The 18,538-nt window shown below is 65.9% G+C and carries 13 protein-coding genes and 1 pseudogene; 10 read left to right on the top strand and 4 right to left on the bottom strand.

Annotation, left to right across the window (positions count from 1 at the left end; all coding sequences use genetic code 11):
* Positions 1-16: 16 nt before the first annotated feature.
* The 7 genes from MMSP_RS18305 (at position 17) to MMSP_RS18275 (ending at position 8,597) form a co-directional block, all read left to right on the top strand.
* Positions 17-670 carry a sensor domain-containing protein gene (locus MMSP_RS18305; RefSeq protein ID WP_015355802.1) on the top strand — a complete coding sequence of 218 codons (654 nt, stop codon included), beginning with the start codon at positions 17-19 and terminating at the stop codon, positions 668-670.
* Positions 671-715: 45 nt separating this feature from the next.
* The gene (locus MMSP_RS18300; RefSeq protein WP_020787831.1) at positions 716-2,185 is read left to right on the top strand and encodes an HNH endonuclease signature motif containing protein; all 1,470 of its coding nucleotides are present in this window, start codon (positions 716-718) and stop codon (positions 2,183-2,185) included.
* A gap of 19 nt (positions 2,186-2,204) precedes the next feature.
* The gene (uvrC, locus tag MMSP_RS18295) at positions 2,205-4,148 is read left to right on the top strand and encodes an excinuclease ABC subunit UvrC (protein ID WP_036426703.1); all 1,944 of its coding nucleotides are present in this window, start codon (positions 2,205-2,207) and stop codon (positions 4,146-4,148) included.
* Entirely contained in the window at positions 4,145-5,065 is a 921-nt protein-coding gene (gene rapZ / locus MMSP_RS18290; RefSeq protein ID WP_020787829.1) for an RNase adapter RapZ, read from the top strand. Before uvrC ends, rapZ begins: the two co-directional genes overlap by 4 nt.
* Complete coding sequence (locus MMSP_RS18285) at positions 5,062-6,138, top strand: YvcK family protein (protein ID WP_020787828.1); 1,077 nt, start codon at positions 5,062-5,064, stop codon at positions 6,136-6,138. Before rapZ ends, MMSP_RS18285 begins: the two co-directional genes overlap by 4 nt.
* Positions 6,135-7,112: a DNA-binding protein WhiA gene (gene whiA / locus MMSP_RS18280; protein WP_012393992.1), complete on the top strand. Its 978-nt coding sequence runs from the start codon at positions 6,135-6,137 to the stop codon at positions 7,110-7,112. The genes MMSP_RS18285 and whiA overlap by 4 nt, the downstream gene beginning before the upstream one ends.
* 102 nt (positions 7,113-7,214) lie before the next feature.
* Positions 7,215-8,597, top strand: coding sequence for a wax ester/triacylglycerol synthase family O-acyltransferase (locus tag MMSP_RS18275; protein ID WP_011739914.1), 1,383 nt, complete (start codon positions 7,215-7,217; stop codon positions 8,595-8,597).
* On the opposite strand, the gene MMSP_RS18270 is transcribed toward MMSP_RS18275, so the two are convergent.
* Genes MMSP_RS18270 through MMSP_RS18260 form a run of 3 tightly spaced genes read right to left on the bottom strand, consistent with a single transcriptional unit; the run spans position 8,598 to position 12,259 of the window.
* Complete coding sequence (locus MMSP_RS18270; RefSeq protein WP_012393993.1) at positions 8,598-9,881, bottom strand: alpha/beta hydrolase; 1,284 nt, start codon at positions 9,879-9,881, stop codon at positions 8,598-8,600. It lies immediately after the preceding gene.
* Positions 9,878-11,512 (bottom strand): acyl-CoA ligase FadD12, encoded by a 1,635-nt coding sequence (fadD12, locus tag MMSP_RS18265; RefSeq protein ID WP_020787827.1) that lies wholly within the window; start codon positions 11,510-11,512, stop codon positions 9,878-9,880. Before fadD12 ends, MMSP_RS18270 begins: the two co-directional genes overlap by 4 nt.
* A 3-nt stretch (positions 11,513-11,515) precedes the next feature.
* On the bottom strand, positions 11,516-12,259 hold the full coding sequence (locus MMSP_RS18260) for a lysophospholipid acyltransferase family protein (protein ID WP_232022875.1): 744 nt from the start codon (positions 12,257-12,259) through the stop codon (positions 11,516-11,518).
* A gap of 270 nt (positions 12,260-12,529) precedes the next feature.
* Between MMSP_RS18260 and MMSP_RS18255 the strand changes: the two are divergent.
* From MMSP_RS18255 to MMSP_RS18245, 3 genes and pseudogenes are all read left to right on the top strand, one after another.
* Positions 12,530-14,408, top strand: a pseudogene (locus MMSP_RS18255) (PE-PPE domain-containing protein).
* Positions 14,409-14,601: 193 nt separating this feature from the next.
* Positions 14,602-16,350 (top strand): DUF3556 domain-containing protein, encoded by a 1,749-nt coding sequence (locus MMSP_RS18250; protein WP_020787823.1) that lies wholly within the window; start codon positions 14,602-14,604, stop codon positions 16,348-16,350.
* Positions 16,347-17,768: an NAD(P)/FAD-dependent oxidoreductase gene (locus tag MMSP_RS18245; protein ID WP_020787822.1), complete on the top strand. Its 1,422-nt coding sequence runs from the start codon at positions 16,347-16,349 to the stop codon at positions 17,766-17,768. The genes MMSP_RS18250 and MMSP_RS18245 overlap by 4 nt, the downstream gene beginning before the upstream one ends.
* 7 nt (positions 17,769-17,775) lie before the next feature.
* Here MMSP_RS18245 and MMSP_RS18240 read toward each other — a convergent pair whose 3' ends face one another.
* Positions 17,776-18,525, bottom strand: a complete 750-nt coding sequence (locus tag MMSP_RS18240) for a beta-xylosidase (RefSeq protein ID WP_188069322.1) — start codon at positions 18,523-18,525, stop codon at positions 17,776-17,778.
* Between the last annotated feature and the right edge of the window lie 13 nt (positions 18,526-18,538).

Below are 18,538 nucleotides of genomic sequence, written 5' to 3'. Positions count from 1 at the left end.
GCGCTACGATCTACCGATGACGCGTCTTGGGCGTAGCTGCGCGGCGGTGGTGTTGCTCGTCGTGGTGGTGGCGATGGCCGCGTGCACCAATTCCGTTGCCGGTCGCGCGATTCGGGCCTCCGGTCAGCCGCGTGCCCACATCTCGGCTCGTGACTTGTTGTTGCAGGATGGGGACAACACGCCGCTGGGGCCGGCGTCTTCGACTCGGGTGGGCGAAACCTATTTCACCAGCGCCCGGCCACCCGAATGCACGGCCGCGGTGTTGTTCAAAGGTTCGCCGCTACGGCCACCGGGCTCGGCGGACTTCGCCGAGTCCGCATACCGAGTGCAGGCTACGGCGATGTATGCCGAGTCGGTCGATGTCTACAACAGCCCGTTGAATCCTCACGACGTGGTGCAGAACGGATTCCGCGCGGTGTCGCAATGCCATGGCGATGCATTTGCCGGGTATCCGGCGGGGGAGTTCGGGCCGATCACGCTCAAGTCCTTCGGCACTCCGGCTGAGGGTGTGCTGGTGTGGAGCATGGGCCGTTCGGATTGGAACTGCGACTACGGACTGGCGGTGGTGCCGCGGGCCGCTCTGGTCATATCCGCGTGTGACCAAAATTCCGGATTTCCGATGGCGGAGTGGGCGGTCACCCGACGGGCGCAGCTCGACGACCGGGTCTGACACGAGTCGGGGGAAGTGTCGCCATCGGCCGCTAGGGTCGAACGTATGTTCGAGTACTGGTATGCCTCCCGTCCGACGGCGGAGTCGAATGCGCTGTTGGAGAGGGCGCGAGAGGCATCTCGCCGGGAGGCTGCGGCCGCGGCCGAACGGCTGGACGTGGTCGGTGCATTGTTCGTGCTGCGGTGCCGGGAGTCCGGCGACCGTGCCGAATGGGCGACGGATACTTGGGAGGCGGTCGCCGCGCAGGTGGCTGCCGCATTGCGAACCAGCGTGGCGATAGGCTCGAGCTATTTGCGTTATGCGATGGCGATGCGCAACCGATTGCCGAAGGTGGGGCAGGCCTTTCGCGCCGGAGATATCGATTACCGGGCATTCCAGACGATCGTGTTTCGCACCGACCTCATCACCGACGCCGAGGTGCTGGCGAAGGTGGACGCACAGCTCGCCGCGCTGTTGGCGCGATGTCCTGCGGTAACTCGAGGTCGGCTGTCCGTTGCGATCGATCAAGTGGTGGCCGATGTCGATCGCGATGCCGTGCGCCGCGTTGCCGAGGCGGCCGACGGTCGATTCGTCGATGTGGATGTGATCGCCGACGGTTCGGGCTTGGCCGCGCTGGCCGGAAGCGTGCTCGCGACCGCGGGGCGAGCCTTTGACCGGCGCCTCGACGAGCTTGCGAACACGGTGTGCGCCGCCGACCCGCGCACCCGTGAGCAGCGCCGTGCCGACGCGGTGGGGGCGCTGGTGGCGGGCAGTGATCGGTTGGCGTGCGGCTGCACGTCCGCCGATTGCACTGCCGCAGCGCGGTCAGCTCCGAGCAAGGTGGTGATTCACGTCGTTGCCGATCAATCGACTGTCGACGGAACCGGTCACACGCCCGCTGTGTTGCTCGGCGCCGAAGGGCTGATCCCGGCCTCGTTGATCGCCGAGCTGGCCAAGGTCGCCACACTGCGGCCGCTGATGCGACCGTCAGGGCGCCCCGAGTCCGGATACGCGCCATCAGCGGGGCTCGCCGAATTCGTGCGGTGCCGTGATCTGACGTGTCGAGCACCCGGCTGCGACCAGCCGGCAGTTTGCTGTGATCTGGACCATACCGTTGCATGCGGTGACGGCGGGCACACGCACGCGTCGAACCTGAAGTGCCTGTGCCGCAAACACCATCTGCTGAAAACGTTCTGGGGCTGGCGCGACCTGCAGCTACCCGACGGCACGGTGATCTGGCTGCTGCCCGACGGGCACACCTACGTGACCACCCCGGGTAGCGCGCTGCTGTTTCGGAACCTATGCGTGCCGACCGGGGAGCTACCGCCAATCGTGGGCACGGCCGGCAGCCCCCGCGCTGGCCGAGCGGCGAGGATGCCGACCCGTGCCCGAACCCGCGCACAAAACCGGGCGAATCGCATCGACACCGAGCGCCGATGCAATCGCAGGGCACTGGAAGCCGTCGGCGGCGTCCACGCCGACCGGTACGACACCCCGGAGCCGACAATCGGTCCCGACGAGCCGCCGCCCTTCTAGCGGCTACTAGCCTGGGTACGTGCCAGATCCCGCGACGTATCGCCCCGCGCCCGGGTCCATCCCGGTCGAGCCGGGGGTGTACCGATTCCGGGACCCGCATGGGCGAGTCATCTATGTCGGCAAGGCCAAGAGCCTGCGCAGCAGGCTGACGTCGTATTTTGCCGACATCGCGCACTTGCAGCCGAGGACCCGCCAGATGGTGACCACCGCCGCAAAGGTCGAGTGGACGGTGGTCAACACAGAAGTCGAGGCGCTGCAGCTCGAGTACAACTGGATCAAGGAATTCGATCCTCGCTTCAACGTTCGCTACCGCGATGACAAGTCATATCCGGTGCTGGCCGTCACGCTCAACGAAGATTTTCCCCGGCTCATGGTCTATCGCGGTCCACGGCGCAAAGGGGTCCGCTATTTCGGGCCCTACTCGCACGCGTGGGCGATCCGCGAGACAGTGGATCTGCTTACCCGGGTGTTTCCGGCGCGCACCTGCTCGATGGGAGTGTTCAAGCGGCACAAGCAGATAGACAGGCCATGCCTGCTCGGCTATATCGACAAGTGCTCGGCTCCCTGTATCGGCAGGGTCAGCAAAGAGCAGCATCGCCAGATTGTCGATGATTTCTGCGACTTTCTCTCCGGTAAGACCGACCGATACGCCCGCGAGCTGGAACAGCAGATGAACGCCGCTGCGGAGAACCTCGACTTCGAGCGCGCCGCACGGCTGCGAGATGACCGGTCTGCATTGAAGCGCGCGATGGAAAAGCAAGCGGTGGTGCTGGGGGACGGCACCGACGCGGACGTGGTGGCATTTGCCGACGACGAACTCGAGGCGGCGGTGCAGGTGTTCCATGTCCGCGGCGGTCGGGTCCGCGGTCAGCGCGGCTGGGTGGTCGAAAAGCCCAGTGCACCAGATGTTTCGGTCGAGGAACAGTTGGTGGAGCAATTTCTGGCTCAGTTCTATGGCGACCAGGCGGAGTTGGGCGGTGCCGCCGATGAGTCGGTCAACCCGGTTCCCCGCGAGGTACTGGTGCCGTGCCTGCCCTCCAACGCCGACCAACTGTCCAGCTGGTTGTCCGGCTTGCGCGGCTCGCGGGTCACGCTGCGCGTGCCGCGCCGCGGAGACAAGCGCGCGCTGGCCGAAACCGTGCAGCGAAATGCGAAAGAGGCGCTGCAGCAGCACAAGCTGAAGCGGGCCGGTGACTTCAACGCCAGATCTGCTGCACTGCAGAATATTCAGGAGGCGCTCGGGATGGCCGATGCGCCGTTGCGCATCGAGTGCGTCGACATCAGCCACGTGCAGGGCACCGATGTGGTCGCCTCGCTGGTGGTCTTTGAGGACGGCCTACCGCGCAAGTCCGACTACCGCCACTTCGCCATCCGGGAAGCGGCTGGGCAGGGCCGCTCCGACGACGTCGCATCCATTGCCGAAGTGACTCGACGCCGGTTCCAGCGCCACCTGAGTGAACAGAACGATCCGAATCTGCTTTCCCCGGAAGGAAAATCTCGCCGATTCGCCTATCCGCCCAATCTCTATGTCGTTGACGGCGGTGCGCCGCAGGCCAACGCCGCCAGCGCCGTTCTCGAGGAGCTGGGTATCGTCGACGTCGCGGTGATCGGCCTGGCCAAGCGGCTGGAAGAAGTATGGGTGCCCTCCGAGCCGGATCCGATCATCATGCCGCGTAACAGCGAGGGCCTTTACTTGCTGCAGCGGGTGCGCGACGAGGCGCACCGATTCGGCATCACCTACCATCGGAGCAAGCGATCCAAGCGGATGACGGCGTCGGCGCTGGATGCGGTGCCCGGATTGGGAGAGCACCGTCGCAAGGCGCTCGTCACCCATTTCGGATCGATAGCCCGCCTCAAGGAGGCCACCGTCGACCAGATCACCGCGGTACCGGGTATTGGCGTAGCAACGGCAACTGCCGTGCTCGAGGCGTTGCGTCCCGACCAGCCGGGGGGTGCCCAATGACCAACCATATTGCGGGTGGCGGAAATCTGCCCGGTCCAGAAGGCGACGCCTCGGCCGGTATCGACGTGGTGCTGGTGACCGGGCTGTCCGGGGCGGGCCGCGGCACGGCGGCCAAGGTACTAGAGGACCTGGGCTGGTATGTCGCGGATAACCTGCCTCCGCAGCTGATCACCCGAATGGTGGATTTCGGGCTGGCGGCCGGATCGCGCATCACCCAACTCGCCGTGGTGATGGACGTTCGGTCACGGGGCTTCACCGGCGACCTGGATTCGGTGCGCAACGAACTGGCCACCCGCAACATCACCCCCCGAGTGGTGTTCATGGAGGCGTCCGACGACATGTTGGTGCGCCGCTACGAACAGAATCGCCGTAGCCACCCGCTGCAGGGCGGGCACACACTTGCTGAGGGGATCGCCGCCGAGCGCAAGATGCTCGAGCCGGTGCGCGCCACCGCTGACCTCATCATCGACACGTCCACGCTCTCGGTGCGCGGGCTGCGGGAGAACATCGAACGAGCTTTCGGCGGCGACGCCGCGGCGATCACCAGCGTCACCGTGGAGTCCTTCGGCTTCAAGTACGGACTGCCGATGGACGCGGACATGGTCATGGACGTGCGGTTTTTGCCCAACCCGCACTGGGTCGACGAGCTGCGGCCACTGACCGGCCAACACCAGGCGGTCAGCGACTACGTCCTGGGCCGGCCTGGCGCGTCCGAGTTTCTGCAGACCTACCATGAGCTGCTATCCCTGGTCGTGGAGGGCTATCGCCGGGAGGGCAAGCGCTACATGACGGTCGCGATCGGCTGCACCGGTGGCAAGCATCGCAGCGTCGCCATCGCCGAAGCACTGGTGGGGCTGCTGCGGTCGAATTCGCGACTTTCGGTGCGGGTACTGCACCGGGATCTGGGCCGCGAATGAATTCACGGGCGAGCCACAGCATCGTTGCTTTGGGTGGCGGACACGGGCTATACGCGACGCTGTCGGCGGCTCGTCGGCTCACTCCCTACGTCACCGCGATCGTGACCGTTGCCGACGACGGTGGATCCTCGGGTCGGCTACGTAGCGAACTCGACGTGATACCGCCGGGTGATTTGCGAATGGCGCTGGCGGCCTTGGCATCCGACAGTCCGTACGGCCGACTTTGGGCGACCATTCTGCAGCACCGGTTCGGTGGCAGCGGCGCGCTGGCCGGGCATCCGATCGGCAACCTGTTGCTGGCCGGCCTGTCCGAGGTGCTGGCTGATCCGGTAGCCGCGCTCGACGAACTCGGACGCATCCTCGGTGTCAAGGGCCGGGTGCTGCCGATGTGTCCGATTGCGCTGCAGATCGAAGCCGACGTTTCCGGGCTGGAGTCTGATCCGCGGATGTTCCGGCTGATCCGCGGCCAGGTGGCGGTGGCCACCACCCCGGGAAAGGTGAGACGGGTGCGGTTGCGGCCGGCCGACCCACCGGCGACCCGCCAGGCCGTCGACGCCATCATGGCTGCCGATCTCATCGTCTTAGGTCCCGGGTCGTGGTTTACCAGTGTGATTCCGCATGTGCTGGTGCCGGGGCTGTTCGCGGCGTTGCAGGCCACGTCGGCGCGTCGCGCGCTGGTGCTCAACCTGGTGGCCGAGCCGGGGGAGACGGCCGGTTTCTCGGTTGAGCGTCACCTGCACGTCCTGGCCCAACATGCCCCGGGGTTCACGGTCCACGACATAATCATCGACGCGGACCGGGTGCCTAGCGATCGAGAGAAGGAGCAACTTCGCCGCACGGCAACAATGCTTCAGGCCGAGGTCCACTTCGCCGACGTTGCCCGACCTGGTACACCTTTACATGACCCGGGCAAGCTAGCGGCCGTCCTGGATGCAGTGCGGGTCCGTGACAGGGACCTCACGACGCCTCCGGTGACGAGTCCGCAGGAGATACCGATCGAGGGCAGACGTCAACAGACCGGCGGGCCCGGGGCGGGTGGCAACAAACCGAAGGGTGACGACGCGTGGCGATGACGACTGAAGTCAAGGACGAACTGAGTCGCCTAGTAGTCAAATCGGTCAGCGCCCGGCGCGCTGAGGTCACTTCGCTGCTCAGATTCGCCGGGGGCCTGCACATAGTGGCTGGGCGCGTCGTCGTCGAGGCCGAGGTGGATCTGGGCAGCATCGCGCGGCGGCTGCGCAAAGACATCTTCGACCTCTATGGCTACAGCGCGGTGGTGCACGTGCTGTCGGCCAGCGGGATCCGCAAGAACACCCGGTACGTGCTGCGGGTCGCCAACGACGGCGAAGCGCTGGCGCGTCAGACCGGACTGCTCGACATGCGGGGCCGTCCGGTGCGTGGCCTGCCGGCCCAGGTGGTCGGCGGCAGTATCGGCGACGCGGAAGCCGCGTGGCGGGGCGCCTTTCTGGCGCATGGGTCACTGACCGAACCCGGGCGCTCGTCGGCCCTCGAGGTCAGCTGCCCGGGCCCGGAAGCTGCCCTGGCGCTGGTGGGGGCCGCCCGCAGGCTCGGGGTGGGTGCCAAGGCCCGTGAGGTCCGCGGAGCCGATCGCGTGGTGGTGCGCGACGGCGAGGCGATCGGTGCCCTGCTGACCCGAATGGGGGCGCAGGACACCAGGCTGGTCTGGGAAGAGCGCCGGATGCGTCGCGAGGTGCGCGCGACGGCCAACCGGCTGGCCAATTTCGATGATGCCAATCTGCGCCGCTCGGCGCGCGCGGCGGTGGCGGCGGCCGCCAGGGTGGAACGAGCGCTGGAGATCCTCGGTGACACGGTGCCCGATCATCTGGCCTCGGCCGGCAAACTGCGTGTCGAGCATCGCCAGGCGTCGCTGGAGGAGCTGGGCCGCCTCGCCGATCCACCGATGACGAAAGATGCTGTGGCGGGTCGGATTCGGCGGCTGCTGTCGATGGCCGATCGCAAGGCGAAGGTGGAAGGAATTCCCGACACCGAATCGGCGGTGACGCCCGACTTGCTCGAGGATGCGTAGTCCGCGCAAGCACTGCTTGCGGGTCCGTCGCACGACGACGGCGCGTTGTGAGATTTCTGGGAGTGCTGGCCCTAGCAGCTCACGGGAGGTTATGGTCGCCCAATGAGGCGGCTCTCGAGTGTTGATGCGGCGTTCTGGTCTGCGGAGACCGCAGGCTGGCACATGCATGTTGGTGCGCTGGCGATTTGCGATCCGACCGATGCGCCCGACTACAGCTTTCAGCGGTTGCGCGAACTACTCATCGAACGGCTCCCGGAGATCCCACAGCTGCGCTGGAGAGTCACCGGGGCCCCGCTGGGGCTGGACCGGCCCTGGTTCGTCGAAGACCAGGATCTGGACGTCGACTTTCACGTGCGGCGAATCGGAGTCCCCGCGCCGGGCGGCCGGCGCGAGCTCGAGGAACTCGTCGGTCGGCTCATGTCCTACAAGCTTGATCGCTCTCGACCGCTGTGGGAACTCTGGGTCATCGAGGGTGTCGAAGGCGGGCGCATCGCCACCCTGACCAAGATGCACCACGCCATTGTCGACGGTGTCTCGGGTGCCGGGTTAGGTGAGATCCTGCTGGATGTCACGCCCGAACCTCGGCCGCCGCAAGAGGAAACAGTTGGATTCGTCGGATTCCAGATCCCCAGGCTGGAGCGCCGCGCGGTGGGTGCCCTGATCAACGTGGGAATCATGACCCCGTTCCGCATCGCACGGCTGGTGGAGCAAACCGTGCGCCAGCAGATCGCGGCGCTGGGCGTGAGCGCCAGGCCACCCCGCTACTTCGATGCACCCAAGACCCGGTTCAACGCACATGTGTCGCCGCACCGGCGGGTCAGTGGGTGCCGCATTGAACTGGCAAGAGCCAAGGCGGTCAAGGATGCCTTCGGCGTCAAACTCAACGACGTTGTGCTGGCGACGGTGGCCGGGGCGGCGCGGGAATACCTGAAGAAGCGCGACGAGCTGCCTGCCAAGCCGCTCATCGCGCAGATCCCGGTGTCCACCCGCACCGATCAAACCAAGGAGGACGTCGGCAACCAGATCAGCTCGATGACGGCGTCGCTGGCGACCCACATCAATGATCCGGCCGAGCGTCTCAAGGCCATTCACGAGAGCACCCAGAACGCCAAAGAGATGGCCAAGGCGCTCTCGGCGCATCAGATCATGGGGCTTACCGAGACCACCCCGCCAGGTCTGCTCCATCTGGCCGCCCGCGCGTACACCGCTACCGGGCTTTCCCATAACCTGGCCCCGATCAACCTCGTCGTATCCAACGTCCCCGGCCCGCAATTCCCCCTCTATATGGCGGGTGCGCGGCTGGACTCCTTGGTGCCGCTAGGGCCGCCGGTGATGGACGTGGCGTTGAACATCACCTGCTTCTCGTATCAGGAGCATCTGGACTTCGGGTTCGTGACGACACCCGAGGTAGCCAATGACATCGACGAGATGGCCGACCTCATCGAACCGGCGCTGGCCGAGCTCGAACGCGCGGCTGGTCTCTAGCTAGCGTGGGCCCGGGCCGTTGGTGACGTACACCCAGGACAGGAACCGGGCCACGGCTTCGGAAGCCTTATGCGCGCGTGGGGAACCGAAGATGTCGAAGGCATGCTGGGCGTTGGGCAATTCGGCGTAGGCGACCGGGGACTTCGACACCGCCCGTAATTCTTCGACGAACTCTCGAGCTTCGACCACCGGGATGAGGGAGTCGTCTTGGCCGTGTAGCACGAAGAACGGTGGTGCGTCGGCCCGTACATGGTGGATTGGCGAAGCATCGACGAAGACCTCGCGGTGGTCGCGGAATTTCCGTTTCACCACGAAACGCGCTAGCAATTCGACGAATTCAGGTCGCCCCTCGGCCTCGGTCGAATACCAGTCGTAGCGGCCATAGATGGGAACCGCTGCCGCCACAGAGGTGTCGGCTTCCTCGAAGCCGGGTTGAAACCTGGGTTCGTTGGGGGTCAGAGCCGCCAGCGCGGACAGGTGGCCGCCCGCTGACCCGCCGCTGATCGCCACGAAGTCCGGGTCGCCGCCGTAGTCGGCGATGTTTTCTTTCACCCAGGCCAGCGCGCGCTTGACGTCGACGATATGCGCCGGCCAGGTGTGTAGGGGAGAGACCCGATAGTTCAGCGACACACAGACCCAGCCACGCGAAACCAGGTTGCTCATCAGGGGATACGCCTGGGGGCGGCGCCATCCGAGGACCCAGGCGCCACCGGGCACCTGCACCAGCACCGGGGCCTTGCCGTCGCGCGGCAGATCGCGTCGCCGCCAGATGTCGGCCAGGTTGGCACGGCGGTGTGGGCCGTAGGCCACGATGTTGGTCTTCTCCACATAGAGTCGGCGTGCCACGGTCGTGCGCAGGGGGAGGTTGCGTCGTCCCCGCCGCGTCGGCTCGGTCGGCAGGGTGGCCAACTCCTGGGCGTAGTCAGCCCCCAGTCCTTCGGTCAACCCCTCCTCGAGGACCGGGCCGGGGGTGGTGATGCCGCGGTAGCGGATCACGCCCAGCGTTGCCCAGGCCGCGGCGGTAAGGGCCAACGCGACTTTGCCCTTCGGCCCGGCGAAATCACCGCGTCGTCCGCGGCGCAGCGCGTCCACCACTGACGCGGTCAGGTAAAGACCAGGCACCTCCGAGGTCGGCCAGCCAAGCCAGAACACGAAAAAGGCGGCATAGGGGTTGCGGCTGATGGGCCGTAATCCGTTGGCGGCGTTGACGAGTTCGGCCGTCGCCCGGGTCAGGGGCCGGGGCCGGGGCCGGCGGGCCAGCTTGCGCAGTCGATCGCCCCTCATGTGCCGCAGACCTTTGCCTGCAGTTCGGCACGCAATATCTTGCCGGTACTACCGCGGGGCAACTCGTCGAGAACCGCGATTTCGCGGGGCACCTTGTAGTTGGCCAGGTTGTCGCGCACATGTTGTTTGAGGGTTTCGGGGGCGGCATTCTCATCAAGATCAGCGTCGGGTTCGAGCACCACGAATGCGGCCAGCCGCTGTCCGTACTGTTCATCGTCGACGCCGATCACCGCGGCCTCCGCGACTTCGGGATGGGTAGCAAGGGTCTTTTCCACCTCGATCGGGTAGACGTTCTCTCCTCCGGAGACGATCATTTCGTCGTCGCGCCCGACCACGAACAGCCGTCCGTTGCGGTCCAGGTAGCCCACGTCGCCCGACGACATGAAGCCGGCCTGGAAATCCTTGGTGGTGCCCGATGTGTATCCGTCGAACTGGCTGTCGTTGCAGACAAAGATGCTGCCGACCTCGCCCTCCGGCACTTCGTTGAATTCCTGTTCCAGGATCCGGATTTCGGTTCCTTCGGCGGGGCGGCCCGCGGTGTCGGGTGCGGCACGCAGGTCTGCCGGCGTCGCGGTGGCGATCATCCCGGCCTCGGTCGCGTTGTAGTTGTTGTAGATCACGTCGCCGAATCGGTTCATGAACGCGACGACGACGTCGGGGCGCATCCGGGAACCGGACGCCGCGGCAAACCGCAATGTGCGGCCGCTGTAGCGGTTGAGCACCTTGGTGGGCAGTTCCATGATGCGGTCGAACATCACCGGCACCACCACCAGGCCGGTCGCCCGATGGCGGTCGATGAGGTCCAGCGTCGCTTCCGGGTCGAACTTGCGGCGGGTGACGATCGTGCATGCCAGTGATGCGGCCAGTACCAGCTGTGAGAAGCCCCAGGCGTGGAACATCGGCGCCACGATCACGATGGGCTGTTCGGCTCGCCACGGTGTGCGGTCCAGAATCGCTTTCAGGGTGCCGATTCCGCCGCTACCTCCAGAATGCTTGGCGCCCTTAGGCGTTCCGGTGGTGCCTGAAGTCAGCAGGATCAGCCGCCCGGTGCGGCCGGTGCGCTCGGGCTGGTCACCCAGGTGGGCGTTGACGAGCTGTTCGGCGGTCAGGTCGTGCTGTCCATCAGACCACGCGACGATTCGAGTGGCCTGTGGCCGGCCATCAAATGCGCGGTCGACCGTGGCGGTGAATTCTTCGTCGTAGATGACGGTGTCGAGGCCTTCGCGGGCCACCACATCGGCCAGCGCCGGACCCGCGAATGCGGTATTGAGCAGCAGAATGTCGGCACCGATCCGGTTGGCCGCCACCAGCGCTTCGACGAACCCGCGATGGTTGCGGCACATGATTCCGACGACCTTGGGCGAGCCGGCCGGCAGTGCCTGCAGCGCTGCGGCCAGCGCGTTGCTGCGCTCGTCGAGCTGCCGCCAGGTCAGCGTGCCCAACTCGTCGACCAGGCCCGGCCGATCTGGGCAGCGCTGGGCGGCTGCCGCGAATCCCGCAGTGAATCCCATCCCCTCGCGACGCATGGCGGCGGCGATCTTCAGGTACCGGTCCGGTCGCATCGGGGCGATCAGACCGGACCGCGCCAACGCGGTGATCAGACCCAGGATCTGGTCGATGCGAGGCGCCATGGCTCAGCCCAGAATCGGGAATCGACGAGTGGCGGCCAGCCTGGTGAGAGCCTCCTGCATCACCGAACGAACATGTTGGTCGACCTGGTCCACGTCGGGATCCTCGCCGAATTGGGCGATGACGTCGATCGGATCCAGCACCTCGGTGACGATCTTGGTCGGCAGCGGCAGGTTGGGCGGGATAGCCGCGCTGAATCCGAACGGGAAGCCGAACGAGAGGGGCAGAATATCGCTGCGCAGCAACCGCTTTAGCCCAAGCCGTTCGGCGAGCCAGGTGCCCCGGGACAGGTAGAGCTGGGTTTCCTGTCCGCCGATGGACACCGCGGGCACGATGGGGACACCGGCTTCGATCGCGGTGCTGACGTACCCCTTGCGGCCGTTGAAGTCGATGACGTTTTCCGAAAGCGTGGGCCGGTACGCGTCGTAGTCGCCACCGGGAAACACGATCACCACCCCGCCGGAGCACAATGCCTTTGCCGCATTGTCTCGGCTGGCCCGGATGTAGCCGGTGCGCCGAAAGAACGACCCGGTCGCGCCCATGAACAGGATGTCGTGGCTGAGCGTGTAGACCGGCCGGTCATAACCGAACTTGTCGTAGAAGTCGACGCTGAAGATCGGGACGTCCATCGGGAACATGCCACCGGAGTGGTTGCCCACCACCAGCGCCCCGCCCGGCGGAAACGAGTCCAAGCCGTGGACCTCGGAGCGGAAGTACGTCTTCACCACCGGCCGCATCACACCGATCATGCGCCGGGTCAGGCCCGGGTCGAACTTCTCGATGTCTTTGTCGTTGTCGGTATCGCTCACGAAGATCCCCTGACCATGGGCGCTGTGGGTCAACCGATGGTACCGATCGCCAATTGGTCCCGCGGCCGGCGGCCCCACCGGGTGGGCGGCAGTGATCTCGGCGAATCACCCACCAGAGTTCGCCGGATCGCGATAGCATCCGCCCTGCTAGATGTGCTGGGCGGCTGACCTTGCCAGAGCTGCCTGGGTCAGGCGGCGGAGGGGGGTGGGATGTCGTTCGTGGTCACCGCGCCGGAGACGGTGGTCGCCGCGGCGTCCCAACTAACGGGCATCGGATCGGCAATCGAGGCGGCCAACGCGGCGGCCGCGGCCCTGACCACGCGGCTTCTTCCCGCGGCTGCTGACGAGGTATCGGCGGGGATCGCGGCGTTGATGAGCACCCACGCCCAGGAATATCAGCTCCTGGGCGGCCAGCTGGCCACCTACCACGACCAATTGGTGCAGGCCCTCGATCGGACCGCGGGTTGGTACGCGGACGCGGAAACCGGCAACGCGGCGCTGTTGCGCAACGTGCAGCAGGAGTTACTCACCGGGTTGACGGCGCCGGGCAGGGCATGGTCTGGGGCCGGCGCCGCCTCCGCGGGAGCGTCCGGCGTTGACGCGCTGATGAGTTCGGCCTTGCTGTCCGGCGGGTGCTCGGTCTTGGTCGTGGGCTCCACCGGAACCCCGCGACCGTCGTATCGCTTCATGCGGGAGGTCTACGACCTGTTCGTCGCACCGCACTATTTTGGCGATTCGCTTTTCGGCGTACAGACACCCGCGCAGTTCCAGCCGTTCACCGGGATTCCCAACCTGACCTTCGATGAATCGGCCGCTACGGGAGCCAGCTACTTGCACGCCGCGATCACGCAACAACTCGCCGACGGGAATCGCGTTGTCGTTGCCGGCTTTTCGCAGGGCGCTTCGGTGGCGACCCTGGAGATGCGGCATCTGCAGAGCCTGCCCATCGACAGCAGGCCGAGCCCCGAGGACCTCTCGTTCGTATTGCTCGGCAATCCGAACAATCCGAACGGCGGGATCCTGGCGCGTTTTCCAGGTCTGTATATCCAATCAGTGGGTCTGACATTCAATGGCGCGACGCCGGTCACCGAGTACCCGACGACGGTCTACACGACCCAATATGACGGCTTTGCCGATTTCCCGCAGTACCCGCTCAATGTCGTCGCGGACGTCAATGCGCTGTTGGGTATCTCCTATTCGCACAGCCTCTACTACGGGCTCACGCCTGATCAAGTGGCGGCGGGCGTGGTGCTGCCGGTGTCCTCGCCGGACGTCAACACCACCTATATCTTGATCCCGAACGAGCACTTGCCTTTGTTGCAACCACTGCGCGGCATTGTGCCCGATTCGGTGCTCGATGGCATTGAGCCCGGTCTGCGCGACGTCGTTGAGTTGGGCTACGACCCAGGGCTCCGGCGTTAACGCAGGAGCCCTGGGCTACGACCGAACCGGATACGCGGATGTTCCCACCCCCGCGTCGTTGTTCCCCGCCAATGTCAATCCCAACGTGGTCGCGGGCGCGTTCGTAGAGGGCGCGGTGCGGGGGATCGATAATGGCCTGGCCGGCATGGGGCTACCGCCGCTACCGGATCTGCCGGCCGCGCCGTTGCTGCCGGAAATATGGAGCAATGCGCCGCCCATCCCCGGCTGGCCGGCGAGTGTTCCTAGCGCCATTGCGGTTCCACCGCAGCTCGGCGGTGCGATAGCCGGGCCGCTCGATCATCTGTATCGCACACTCGACAGCGTCATCAACGGGCAGATAAATCCCGCCATCACATCGGGTATCTACCAATATGGTGCCGACCTCTCCGCCGAGGCCGCCAGGCACGGCGCTTCTTCCGAACTGCTCAACGCGATCTACGTTGGCCGGCAGGTGTTGCCGATCTTGATCGAAGGGCCGGGGGTCATTCTGACCGCCGATACCTACTATTCGATCAACGCGATCAAGGATCTGGCGGCCGGCAACCTCAGCGGCTTCAATCAAAACCTGCAACTCATCCCTGCCACCAACGCCATGCTGCTGACTTTCGGTGCGACAATTCCGATCGCGGCCGGGGTCTCCGCTTACATCGGTCGTGACTTTCCCTGATAGTTGCCGTGTCGGTGCAGCAACCTGAAGGCCATGAAGGCCGTGAAGACATTGTGTGCTAGTGCTTTTCGTCGCGGCCGGACGGAGAAGGCACGGCGGGATTCAAAGCATCTATTCGTCGGCCGCGTGGTGCCGATAGATTGGAACCGCAAGGGACACACCAGCAGGGTTTCGCACCGAGAATGAGGCCGCTATGGGATTCATGTCACCGGACTTGCCAGACGTCGATCACGAAACCTGGCATACCCTGCCACGTGCAACGCGACTGCAGGTTGTTACTCGGCACTGGGCCGAACATGGCTTCGGGACCCCGTATGCGGTGTACCTGCTCTATTTGCTCAAGATCGGGATCTACGTCGCCGCCCCCGCGGCGATCATCTCGCTGACGCCGGGTTTGGGTGGGCTGGGGCATATCGCCGACTGGTGGACGCAACCAATCGTGTATCAGAAGGTCATCATCTTCACACTGCTGTTCGAGGTCCTCGGATTTGGTTGCGGGTCCGGACCGTTGACCGGGCGGTTCATGCCGCCGGTTGGCGGATTCCTTTATTGGCTGCGACCCAAGACAATTCGCCTGCCACCCTGGCCGGCAAAGGTGCCCTTCACCGACGGGGACACTCGCACCGTGGTGGATGTGACGCTCTACGCCATCGTCCTGATCAGCGGGGGGTGGGCACTGTTTTCTCCCGGCCATGCGGGACAGGTGACAGCCAGCGGTGACGTCGGCCTGATCGACCCGATCCTGGTGGTACCGACGATCATCGCGCTGGCGCTACTGGGTCTGCGTGACAAGACGGTCTTTTTGGCCGCGCGCGGGGAACACTATTGGCTGAAGCTGTTCGTGTTCTTCTTCCCGTTCACCGATCAGATCGCGGCGTTCAAGATCATCATGCTCTGCCTGTGGTGGGGAGCGGCCACGTCCAAGCTCAACCACCATTTTCCGTACGTCGTCGCGGTGATGACCAGCAATAACGCGCTACTGCGCGGCAGGCTGTTCAATCCGATCAAGCATCTGCTCTACCGCGACCACGTCAACGACCTGCGCCCGTCCTGGCTGCCGAAAATCATGGCCCACGTGGGTGGGACCACGGCGGAGTTCCTGGTTCCGGCGGTTCTGGTGCTCGTCGCCGGTGACCAGCCGTGGCGCTGGTTCCTGATCGGGTTCATGGTGATCTTCCACCTCAACATCCTCTCCAACCTCCCCATGGGAGTCCCGCTGGAGTGGAATGTGTTCTTCATCTTTTCGCTGTTCTATCTGTTCGGGCACTACGGCTCGATCCGCGCCATAGATCTTCGATCCCCGCTGCTGCTGGCGATCGTGCTCGCCGCTGTCGCCGTGGTGGTAGCGAGAAACCTTTTCCCGGAGAAGATTTCGTTCCTGCCGGCGATGCGCTACTACGCGGGTAACTGGGCCACCAGCGTGTGGTGTTTCCGTGCCGGGGCCGAGGAAAAGATCGAGGCCAGCGTCGTCAAGAGCTCCGCGCTGGTGGTCAACCAGTTGGCCAAGCTCTACGACGCGAACACGGCCGAAATCATGGCCGACAAGACGGCCGCGTTCCGGGCCATGCATACCCACGGCAGGGCGCTCAACGGGTTGTTGCCCCGGGCGATCGGCAACGAAGCCGAGTACAAGGTCCGTGAGGGCGAAATCGTGGCCGGGCCGTTGGTCGGCTGGAACTTCGGCGAGGGCCACCTGCACAATGAGCAGCTGGTACAGGCCGTGCAGCGGCGCTGCAATTTCGCCGACGGCGACCTGCGCGTCATCATCCTTGAAGGTCAACCGATCCACATCCAAAAGCAGTGGTACCGCATCGTCGACGCCAAGACCGGATTGATCGAAGCCGGGTACGTCACAGTCGAGGACATGCTTGCCCCGCAGCCGTGGCCCGAGCCCGGCGACGAATTTCCGGTACACGTGACGACTCAACGCGCCGCCCAATGACCAAGGCAGTCGTTGTCGGGGCCGGGCCCAACGGCCTGGCCGCCGCGATCCAGTTGGCCAGGCACGGGGTCGAGGTGCAGGTGCTTGAAGCGCACGACACCATCGGTGGGGGAGCGCGTTCGGGTGAGCTGACCGTGCCCGGGGTGATCCACGATCACTGCTCAGCGTTTCACCCACTGGGTGTCGGCTCACCGTTCTGGAATGAGATCGACCTTCAAAGCTACGGGTTGACGTGGAATTGGCCCGAAGTCGACTGCGCACATCCGCTCGACGACGGCACGGCCGGGGTGCTGCACCAGTCGATTGAACGCACGGCGGCGGGCATGGGGCCCGACGGCAAACGGTGGCGCCGTGCGGTGGGGGACCTGGCGGCCGGTTTCGATGAACTGGCGGGCGACCTGCTCCGCCCGGTGCTCGGCGTTCCCCGTCACCCACTTCGGCTGGCCGCCTTCGGGCCTCGGGCGGCGCTGCCCGCCACCATGATGGCGCGCTGGTTCCGTACCGAGCAGGCGCGCGCACTGTTCGGAGGCGCTGCCGCGCACGTCTACACCCGGCTGGACCGGCCGCTGACCGCGTCGCTGGGGTTGATGATCTTGGCCAGCGGCCACCGCTACGGCTGGCCCGTCGCACAAGGCGGTTCCGGGTCGATAACCGCGGCACTGGGAGCCGCCCTGGACGCGCTCGGCGGTGTCGTGGCCACGGGGATAACCGTCACCAGCCGCCGTGACATCCCCGATGCCGACATCGTCATGCTCGACCTCAGCCCGGCCAACGTTCTGGCGCTGTACGGCGATGCGATGCCCGCGCGGATCAAGCGGTCCTACCGGCGTTATCGGGAAGGATCGTCGGCGTTCAAGGTCGACTTCGCCATCGAAGGCGACATTCCATGGACCAATCCTGACTGCCGGCGGGCCGGGACCGTCCACCTCGGGGGCACGTTCGCCGAGATCGCGGACACCGAACGCCAACGCGCACAAGGTCGAATGGTGCAACGACCGTTCGTCTTGATCGGGCAGCAATACCTGGCCGACCCGTCGCGTTCGGCGGGCAACATCAACCCGATCTGGGCCTACGCACACGTACCGTTCGGCTATGCCGGCGACGCCACTGCCGCCGTCATCGACCAGATAGAACGATTCGCGCCCGGATTCCGCGATCGCATCACCGCGACCGTCAGCAAGTCGACCGCCGAGATACAGGCCTACAACCGCAACTTCATCGGCGGTGACATCATCGGCGGGGCCAATGACGGGCTCCAGGTCATTTTCCGGCCGCGGATAGCCCTCGATCCGTATGCGATCGGGGTACCCGGTGTCTATCTGTGTTCCCAATCCGCCCCGCCGGGCGCCGGAATCCACGGACTGTGTGGCTACCACGCCGCGGAATCGGCGTTGCAGGGGTTGCGTAAGCGGCGCTGAGGCTGTCTCAGCCGGCTCCCGCACCCGACGGGCCGGGCTGAACCGGCTGACCCGCCACAGGTCCGCCGGCCGGCGCCGGACCGATTGGCCCGTCCTTGCCGGTTCCCGACATATCGATGATGGGAGCTCCGGCCGCCGGAACGCCCGCGGGCACCGGCCCGAGCGCGATCAGCGGAACGCCGGCCGGGATGGGTACCGGTGCGCCGGCCGCGATGGGGATGGGTGCGCCGGCCGGGATGGGTACCGGTGCGGCGGCCGTGATGGGGATGGGTGCGGCGGCCGGGATGGGGATGGGTGCGGCGGCCGGGATGGGGATGGGTGCGCCGGCCGGGATGGGGATGGGTGCGCCGGCCGGGATGGGCACGGGTGCGCCGGCCGGGATGGGTACCGGTGCGGCGGCCGGGATCGGCACCGGTGCGGCCGCCGCGGCCCCACCGAGATCGATCAGTGGCGCACCAGCCGGAAGCACCGGAATGGGCCCTGGCACCGCCATCGGAACACCAGCCATGTCATTGATGGGAGCGCTGGCCGCGCATGTCGCGCCGGCCGCTGCCGGACCGCCGGCCGCAGCTGGACCGCCCGCCGCAGCCGGACCGCCCGCCGCCGGTGCTCCGCCTTCGCCCGCCATCCCTTGGATGCACGCGTAGCCGTCGGTTTTCAGCGGGACAGCTGCCGCTTGTGGGCTCAACGCAATAGCGGCTCCGCACAGCCCAGCGCAGGCAACTACCTTGAAGTTGAACCGATCAAAGATCGTCATCAACGCCGACTCC

Origin of the sequence: Mycobacterium sp. 012931, from assembly GCF_000419295.1 — a bacterium.
In the GTDB taxonomy this organism is placed as follows: domain Bacteria; phylum Actinomycetota; class Actinomycetes; order Mycobacteriales; family Mycobacteriaceae; genus Mycobacterium; species Mycobacterium marinum.
The sequence above is the reverse complement of the archived record's forward strand: the minus strand, read 5'-3'. Positions and strand labels throughout refer to the sequence as shown.